At 68.5% G+C, this 7,158-nt stretch carries 8 protein-coding genes and 1 pseudogene; 7 read left to right on the top strand and 2 right to left on the bottom strand.

The annotated features are described in order from the left end of the window. On the bottom strand, nucleotides 1-215 hold a 215-nt coding region (locus ACWD6N_RS31485), incomplete at its 3' end, for a hypothetical protein (protein WP_450005753.1). A 319-nt stretch (nucleotides 216-534) separates the two neighbouring features. Here ACWD6N_RS31485 and ACWD6N_RS31480 point away from each other — a divergent pair. The 5 genes from ACWD6N_RS31480 (at nucleotide 535) to ACWD6N_RS31460 (ending at nucleotide 5,035) form a co-directional block, all read left to right on the top strand. Beyond that, on the top strand, nucleotides 535-1,389 hold the full coding sequence (locus ACWD6N_RS31480; RefSeq protein ID WP_450005752.1) for a metal ABC transporter permease: 855 nt from the start codon (nucleotides 535-537) through the stop codon (nucleotides 1,387-1,389). A gap of 46 nt (nucleotides 1,390-1,435) precedes the next feature. Next, on the top strand, nucleotides 1,436-1,705 hold the full coding sequence (locus tag ACWD6N_RS31475) for a metalloregulator ArsR/SmtB family transcription factor (protein WP_354968827.1): 270 nt from the start codon (nucleotides 1,436-1,438) through the stop codon (nucleotides 1,703-1,705). A gap of 227 nt (nucleotides 1,706-1,932) precedes the next feature. Further along, nucleotides 1,933-2,556, top strand: coding sequence for a trimeric intracellular cation channel family protein (locus tag ACWD6N_RS31470; protein WP_354968828.1), 624 nt, complete (start codon nucleotides 1,933-1,935; stop codon nucleotides 2,554-2,556). Nucleotides 2,557-2,652: 96 nt separating this feature from the next. Beyond that, a complete protein-coding gene (locus ACWD6N_RS31465; RefSeq protein WP_450005750.1) occupies nucleotides 2,653-3,840 on the top strand; it encodes a low temperature requirement protein A in 1,188 nt (395 codons plus the stop codon). A gap of 124 nt (nucleotides 3,841-3,964) precedes the next feature. Then, nucleotides 3,965-5,035, top strand: a complete 1,071-nt coding sequence (locus tag ACWD6N_RS31460) for a transposase family protein (protein WP_450005748.1) — start codon at nucleotides 3,965-3,967, stop codon at nucleotides 5,033-5,035. 104 nt (nucleotides 5,036-5,139) lie between these two features. Here ACWD6N_RS31460 and ACWD6N_RS31455 read toward each other — a convergent pair whose 3' ends face one another. Beyond that, nucleotides 5,140-5,919, bottom strand: coding sequence for a transposase family protein (locus tag ACWD6N_RS31455; protein ID WP_450005746.1), 780 nt, complete (start codon nucleotides 5,917-5,919; stop codon nucleotides 5,140-5,142). Nucleotides 5,920-5,995: 76 nt separating this feature from the next. Between ACWD6N_RS31455 and ACWD6N_RS31450 the strand changes: the two are divergent. Both ACWD6N_RS31450 and ACWD6N_RS31445 read left to right on the top strand, forming a co-directional pair. Beyond that, nucleotides 5,996-6,337 (top strand): annotated as a pseudogene (locus ACWD6N_RS31450) (IS1380 family transposase); the annotation flags it as partial. A 362-nt stretch (nucleotides 6,338-6,699) separates the two neighbouring features. Further along, the gene (locus ACWD6N_RS31445; protein WP_354968801.1) at nucleotides 6,700-6,984 is read left to right on the top strand and encodes a nucleotidyltransferase family protein; all 285 of its coding nucleotides are present in this window, start codon (nucleotides 6,700-6,702) and stop codon (nucleotides 6,982-6,984) included. The last annotated feature ends 174 nt before the right edge of the window (nucleotides 6,985-7,158 follow it).

The raw sequence follows: 7,158 nt of genomic DNA, 5'->3' as shown, positions 1-7,158 counted from the left end.
GCGAAGCTGCCAGTGCCCTCCAGCGCCCAGACCCGACGGCCGGGCGCGTGTTCACGGGCCCAGGCCAACAGCCGCAGATAACCGAGTCCATCCGCTCGATCGGCGAGGTGGCCACGGACCCCGCCGGTAACCGTGTCGAGGATGGCCAGGTCGATCGTGTCGCGGTCGGGGTCACCACCGATGACGAAGTCGTAGTGCTCTGCCAGCATTACCATCCGGTTGTCCTTCCCGAGGGCGAGCGCGGTCGACGCCGACCTGGGAGAGGTCACCTGTCGCGGCAGCACTGTGAGGAGTCACGCCTGCGGGCGGACAAGCTCCTGATCAAGCCAAGACGAGTGGGTCAGGCCGGTGTCGGCTGCTCGAGGGACGGGTCCAACGCAAGGCACACCTGCCGGTGGCCAGTGTTCTCGAGAGTCACCTCATGCAGCCGGCACCAGCCTGCCGGTCTGACCCTCCCGGGCCACCAACAGACTCACAGTGTTCTCGTTCGTGCCTCGCTGCCACGGGCTGTGGGGATCGCAGAAGAAGATCGGAATGAACTGGTGGGATGACGCGCTGCACCGGGCCACGGCGGAGGTGCTGCTCGTCGGCGCGCTCGCCGGACTCATCGGCGTCCACGTCGTGCTACGCCGGATGTCCTTCTTCACCATGGCATTGACCCACGCCACATCCCCCGGGGTGGTGGCCGCCTCCATCATCGGCATCAACATCTTCCTCGGCGGCGTGGTCGCGGGCGCGATCATCGCGCTGGGCGTCGCGGCGCTCGGCCGCCGCTGCAGCCAGAACGCGGCTGCGGCGACCGGCGTCATGCTCTCCGGTGGCTTCGCGCTCGGCGCCGGACTCGTCGCCACCCAGAACGGCTTCAGCCGGGACCTGACATCGTTCCTCGTCGGATCGATCCTCACGGTCAGCCCGCAGGACCTGGTGACCACTGCGGTGGCGCTCGTCGTCGTCGCGGCCATCCTGCTGGCCTGCGCCCGTCCCCTGCAGCACACCGGCTTCGACCGCACCGGGGCGCAGGCGGCCGGGTTCGCCACCGGTGTCTGGGACGTCGTGCTGCTGCTCACCATCCAGCTGGTGGTCGTGACGATCGTCCCGGCCGTCGGCACGATCCTCGCCCTCGCCCTCATCGTGGCGCCGGCCGCGGCGGCGCGCCAGTGGTCCCACCGGCTGAGCGTCATCACTGCCCTGGCCGTCACGTTCGGCGCTCTCAGCGGTCTCGGCGGCTTGTACGCGTCGAGCCGGTGGAACGTCGCCGCCGGCGCGGGCATCACCCTGACCGCCACCGCGGTCCTGGCGCTGTCCACGGTCCTGTCCCGGCTGATCAAAGCCGGGATCCTGGCGGTCACCGGCTCCGTGCGGTCCAGGCCTGAGCAGCGCACACCTTGAGGACCTGGGGGCCACGCTGGATCGGGCGATCGTCGTGCTGCGTGGCATGGCGTACGAGCGCCGGTTGCACATCCTCGTGTTGCTGCAGAGCGGCGAGCACACGCCGGCCTCGTTGGCGGAGGCCATGTCCACGGATTCGACGGCCATTGCCCACCATCTGCGGTTCCTCAAGGACGCCCGGCTGATCCGGCGGCAGCGCCGCGGCCGGCATGTCGTTTACATGCTGCACGGGGAGGCCACCAGGCGACTCATCGGGGAAGTGCTGCGCTACGCCGAGAACTCCGCCTGTCGCACGGCGACCAGCTCCGCCACCTAGTCGAAGACGGCCGTCGACTATCCGTGGCACCTGACGTCCGTGGCCGGCCTGCTCGCCGAACTGCAGGAGGCCGGCCTGCACGGTGAGGCCGGCCCATTCGACGTGGTACGGGCCACCGTGGCCGGCTGAGCTCAAGCCGGGGTCGATGGCCGAGGGCTGCGGCCTTGCCGGTCTCAGGCAGCGATCGCGCAGCGCCAGCACCCGGTCGGCGCGGCGATGCTATGGAGATGTCAGCAGGCGCGGTCGTCAACATCCTTGAGTTGGTTGGTCTCTACGTATTCGCCACGTCCGGAGCTTTGATGGCCATCCACAAACGCTTCGACGTCGTGGGAATTGTGGTTCTGGCGATGCTGACCGCGCTCGGTGGCGGTCTCCTACGCGACCTGATCATAGGGGACTCTCCGCCGGCCGCCTTCACGAACGTGAATTATCTGGTGATCCCGCTGATCGCTGTGGGCGTGACCTTCTTCGTCCACCCCCTGGCGCAGCGGCTGAACTTCACCGTGCTCGTCTTCGACGCCGCAGGACTGGGGCTGTTCTGCGTCACCGGCACCCTGAAGGCCCTCGAATTCCACCTCGGTTCGATCCAGGCGGTGTTGCTCGGGATCACCACCGCGGTCGGCGGTGGAGTGCTGCGTGACATCACCGCTCGAGAGACGCCGGCGCTGGTCCAGGTTGACACGGATCTTTACTCGATCCCGGCAGCGGCCGGTGCGGTGATCGTTGCTGGTGCACACCAGCTCGACCTGCCGATGCCCGTCATCGCCACCTGCGCGGCGGTGCTCGTGTTCCTGTTCCGCATCGTCGCCATGCTCCGTCACTGGACCGCACCACGAGCCTGGGAACGCTAGGGCTCAGCCAGGGGCTGGGTTGTGCGGCAATGCCCCATCCTGCTGCCCCCGGCGTGATACGAAGTCTGGGCAGGATTGTCCGGAGGATCGGGGGCGGTGGAGCAGGCGCGGTCGGGGTGGATTCTGCGCGGTCAGGACACTCCCCGCCGGATCTCCTACCTGGAACTCCTCTTCGACCTGGGCCTCATCGTCGCGCTCATGCGGCTGTCCGAGCGGCTGTCCGGCGACCTCGGCTGGAATCACGCGCTGGAAACAGTGGTGCTGCTCGCCGCGATCTGGTGGGTCTGGACGGTCACCGCTTACACCACCGACTGGTACGACCCCAGCCTGCCGTTGGTCCAGTTGATCGTCCTCGGCGTGCTGTTCGGCGGACTGCTGATGTCGCTGGCGATCAGCAGCGCGTTCGAGGGGGTCAACGGGATCGTCTTCGCTGGGGCGTACGTGGGTCTGCACCTGTATCGCGGGTTCATCCTCATCACCGCCCTGCGGGGTCACGCGCTTCGAAAGCGGTCCATGCGGGTACTCGTCTGGTTCTGTCTGACCGGCGTGCTGTGGCTGGTCGGCGCGTTCCTGCCCAGCCCGATCCGGCTGGTGCTCTGGGCGGTGGCGATCACGACGGACTACGCGGTCGGCCTCTTCGGGTATCCACTGCCCCGGCTCGGCCGTTCAGGCCCGGAGGAACTCCGGGTGGGCGGTGAGCACCTGGCGGAACGCTACCGGCAGATGTTCATCGTCACCCTGGGTGAGATCACCCTCGTCGGAGTGCGGCTGTACGGCGACCCCCCGTTCGTGTCGCTGCGGACGGCGGGAGTGGTCCTGCTCTTCGTCATGACGGTGACGATGTGGCGGATCTACATCGTCTACGTCGCCGGCTATCTCGCTACCGGGATCGACATGGCCAACAGTCCCGGCCGGATCGCGCTGGTCGCGGCGTACGCGCATCTGGTCATGGTCGCCGGTGTGGTGTTGGTCGCCGCCGGTGGTGACATAGTCGCCAGAGACCCCGTCGGGGAGACCAGCCCCACGGAGCTGGCCATCGTGGTCGCCGGTCCGCTGGTGTTCCTCACCGGCCGCACCGTGTACGCGCTGGTGGTGTTCCGGGCGATGCTGTGGCGGCTGCCGCTCGGCGTGGTAGTCCTGTCGCTGGCGGCGCCGATGGCGGGGGGGCTGCCACCGATCCTGGTCGCCGCTGTCATGACCGTTGGAATGATGGCGGTCGCCTTCATCCCACACTGGGGGCAACCGGTGTACCGCACCCGCTGGCACATCCGTACCCGCTGGTGATCCGGCGGTTCGCGGCCGCCGCCGTGCGCATGAGGCATGAGGGACGGGCTTTCCCTCCGCACTGCGCTCAGCACAGTGTGCGGCGCCCGAGCGGATTCGTTTGTTGTGACCCAGGTCGCTCCCGGTGAACTTTCACCTGCCGGTCACGTCCGGAGCACCCGGATACCTCTCGCGTTCATCTAACGACCTCGTGCACGGTTGTAGATGCTTGAGCATCGATGATCGTGCCATGGTTGGTGCTGCGATCATGACGGATCGTCGGATGACAGGGCTGTCCCGGCAGGTGATTGAGGGCTTGGTCGCGGAGCTGGCGCCGCGGTGGCAAGCCCAGCATCGTGACCGGCTCGCTGCGCGAGCGCGTCGTCGCCGCATCGGCGCCGGCGCGAGGTACCGGTTCGGGTTCCCGGATCGGCTGGTGGCCACGCTGGTGCATCTGCGGCACGGGTTGACCCACGATGTGGTGGCGGCCTGGTTCGGGGTGCACCGCTCGACGATCACGCGCAGCGTCGCGCAGGTGCGGCCGTTGCTGGCCGAGCGTGGTTGCAGGGTGCATGACGGTGTCCGGCTACGCACCCTCGCCGACGTGGTGGCGTACCTCGGGCACCACCCTCGGGCGTTGATGGACGCGACCGAGGTGCGGGTGCGCCGGCCGATCGCGGGCCGGGCGGGTAGGGACCGGTTCGTGTCCGGCAAGGCCCGGCTCAACACGATGAAAGCTCTCGTGATCTGCGATCCGATCGGCAGGCTGTTGTTCTGCGGCGAGACCCGTGCGGGCTCGATGCACGACCTCACCCTGGCCCGGACCGCGGGGCTCGTCAACCTCCTCCTGCACGCACCGGTCGGGGTTCAGGTCCTCGCCGACGCCGGCTACCAAGGACTCGGTGCCGACACCGCCGGCGCCGTGATCACCCCCAGGCCCAAGCCACGTAAACGCCAGACTTCGCTGCCGCCGAGCGTCATCGCCGCGCACGCGGCAGCCCGCAAACGGCACTCCTCACAGCGCATCCGCGTCGAGCACGTCATCGGACACCTCAAGAACTGGCGGATCCTGGGCCGCTACCACGGTCGACGCGAACACCTCGACGCCACCATCCGCGCCATCGCCGGCCTACTCTCCGACCATCAGCACACCGACCGCACCGAGAACACGACCAGGCCGCTCAAAGCCGTACGAGCCACACCTCACAGTCGATGAAAGGACTTCCTTCGCCGCAGGTAGGTGCCCCGGCCAATCACGCACGAGGTCGTAAGGGACGTCTCGTAACTGGGTGAAGGTGTTGCCCGGCACGGGCCCGGTGGTCAGCCGGCGAGGATGATGTTGTGGAGGTTGGCGATGCCGGAAGCGGCGTCGGCCAATGTGTGGGCGGCGCGGCGGTAGTCGCGTAGGATCTTGAAGCACTTCATCCTGGCCAGGGCATGTTCGACCCCTGCTCGAACGGTCCGGTGTTCGACGTTCAGGGCTTGCTTCCAGTCCGGCAGGTCACTGCCGTCGGCGGGCTTGCGGTACGGGATGATCACGTCGGGGTTGCCGCGGTAGCCGCCGTCGGCCATCACCGGCCGCCCGTCCAGCTTCTCTTCGATCCCTGAGCTGCGGTAGACGATCGTGTCGTTGCGGTTGCCGGGCTGTGGGTCGCCGACGGCGATGACCAGGCGGGTGGAGGCGTCGATGGCGACCTGCAGATTCGTCGAGTACCGGTAGTTTTTGCACCGGGCGGCCCGGCGGTGGTCGCGGGTGGGAATCAGGGTGCCGTCGACGATGGCGATCTGCTCGACCGGCCGCCGGCGCACCGGCGCCAGTGCCAGCAGCGGGCCGAGGGCGTCGATGACCCGGTGCGCTGCCGAGTGCGACACCCCGAACAGCGGGCCGATCTGGCGCATCGTCAGGTTCGTGCGCCAATAGGTCGCCACCAGCAGCACCCGGTCGGCGAGGTCCAGGGCCCACTGCCGGCCGGGCCGGCCATCAGCGATCGTGGCACCGCCCCGCTCGGTGACCAGACGGACCAGCTTGCGGAACTGGGCGGGCTGCAGCCCCGTGAACGGGAAGATCCACTCAGGGTGCGCCGCGGTGATCACCTGCACCCCAGGCATCCTTGATGATCGTCCTCAGCGGACAGACACCGGGGTTACGAGACGTCCCTTAGGGTCTCATCCGTCCATCACGGAAGGCACTTTCAAGGTGCAGCGTACCGGCATGCGTCCCAAGCTTGCGGTCTCTGGTGGGGGTCGGGGCGTGGTCGGTCACGCTGGTGCCCGCCTGCTGGCCGACATCGCCGAGGTGACTGGGGTGGCCAGCGGTTTTGCTGATGCGCTGGCCGGGTTGCGGCAGCGACGCCCGGTCCATGAGCCGGGCCGGGTCGCCGTCGATCTGGCGGTGATGCTCGCCGACGGCGGCGAAGCGATCGCCGATCTGAGCGTGCTACGCCATCAGCCCGCATTGTTTGGGCAGGTCGCATCGGACGCGACCGGGTGGCGGGTCCTGGACAGCCTGGAGTCATCGCCGGCCTGGTCGGCGGACTGCTCGGCGGCCTCATCCCCGCCATCCGCGCCGCCCGCATCCCGATCGCCACCGTCATGCGCGCCTGAAGCCCACGCCCAGGTGTGAGAAACCGGCGGCGACGCACGCGCAACGCGGCAGATCCGGATACGCGGTTACCCGCCAACCGAGGCCTACGAGCTCAACTGCGTCTGCGAAAGGAATATCAGCCGACCGTTCGTGAGCACAACGAGCTGCTTACGCGTCGATGCCAGCACCATCGCCAACAGCGACCCGCCACCCTCAAGGATCATTGCCTGGCTGAGGAGCGCCCCGAGTCGACCGGGCGAGAACTTGCCGACCATGGCCCACGTCGTCACGATTGGTTGCTCGCCGCACTGCAGGATCCCGCGAAGTTCGGCGGCGGCCCGGCGCCCCCGTTGCGCACCATCGCCGACGAGGTCGCCACCTGGCCCGAGTACGCCACCGCCGTGGCGGTACGCCTCGACGCGCACGACCAGATCGTGGTCTGCGCACCGCACGGCCTCGACGACCTGCTCGACGGGGTGTGGCGGCGCAACCTAACCAGGGTCAGCCCGGAGATCTCCCGGCAACGACTCGCCCGCTACCGCCCCGCCGAACGCTGGCCCGGTGTCCGCGTCGTGACCTGAGCCAGCGCTCGAAGCCCGCGGAGGGTTGCCGCCAAGGCGCGCTCCTGCTGGCGGGCGGCTCCCGGACCGGTGGAGCGGGCCGCACACATGATCTTGCGTGATGGGCGCGGTTTGTGCCTCCAGCGGATGTCAATCCGGGTCAACCGATGCCAGCGCGGGTCATCGTGGCCGACC

The organism is Micromonospora sp. NPDC005163 (assembly GCF_053599835.1).
The sequence above is the reverse complement of the archived record's forward strand: the minus strand, read 5'-3'. Positions and strand labels throughout refer to the sequence as shown.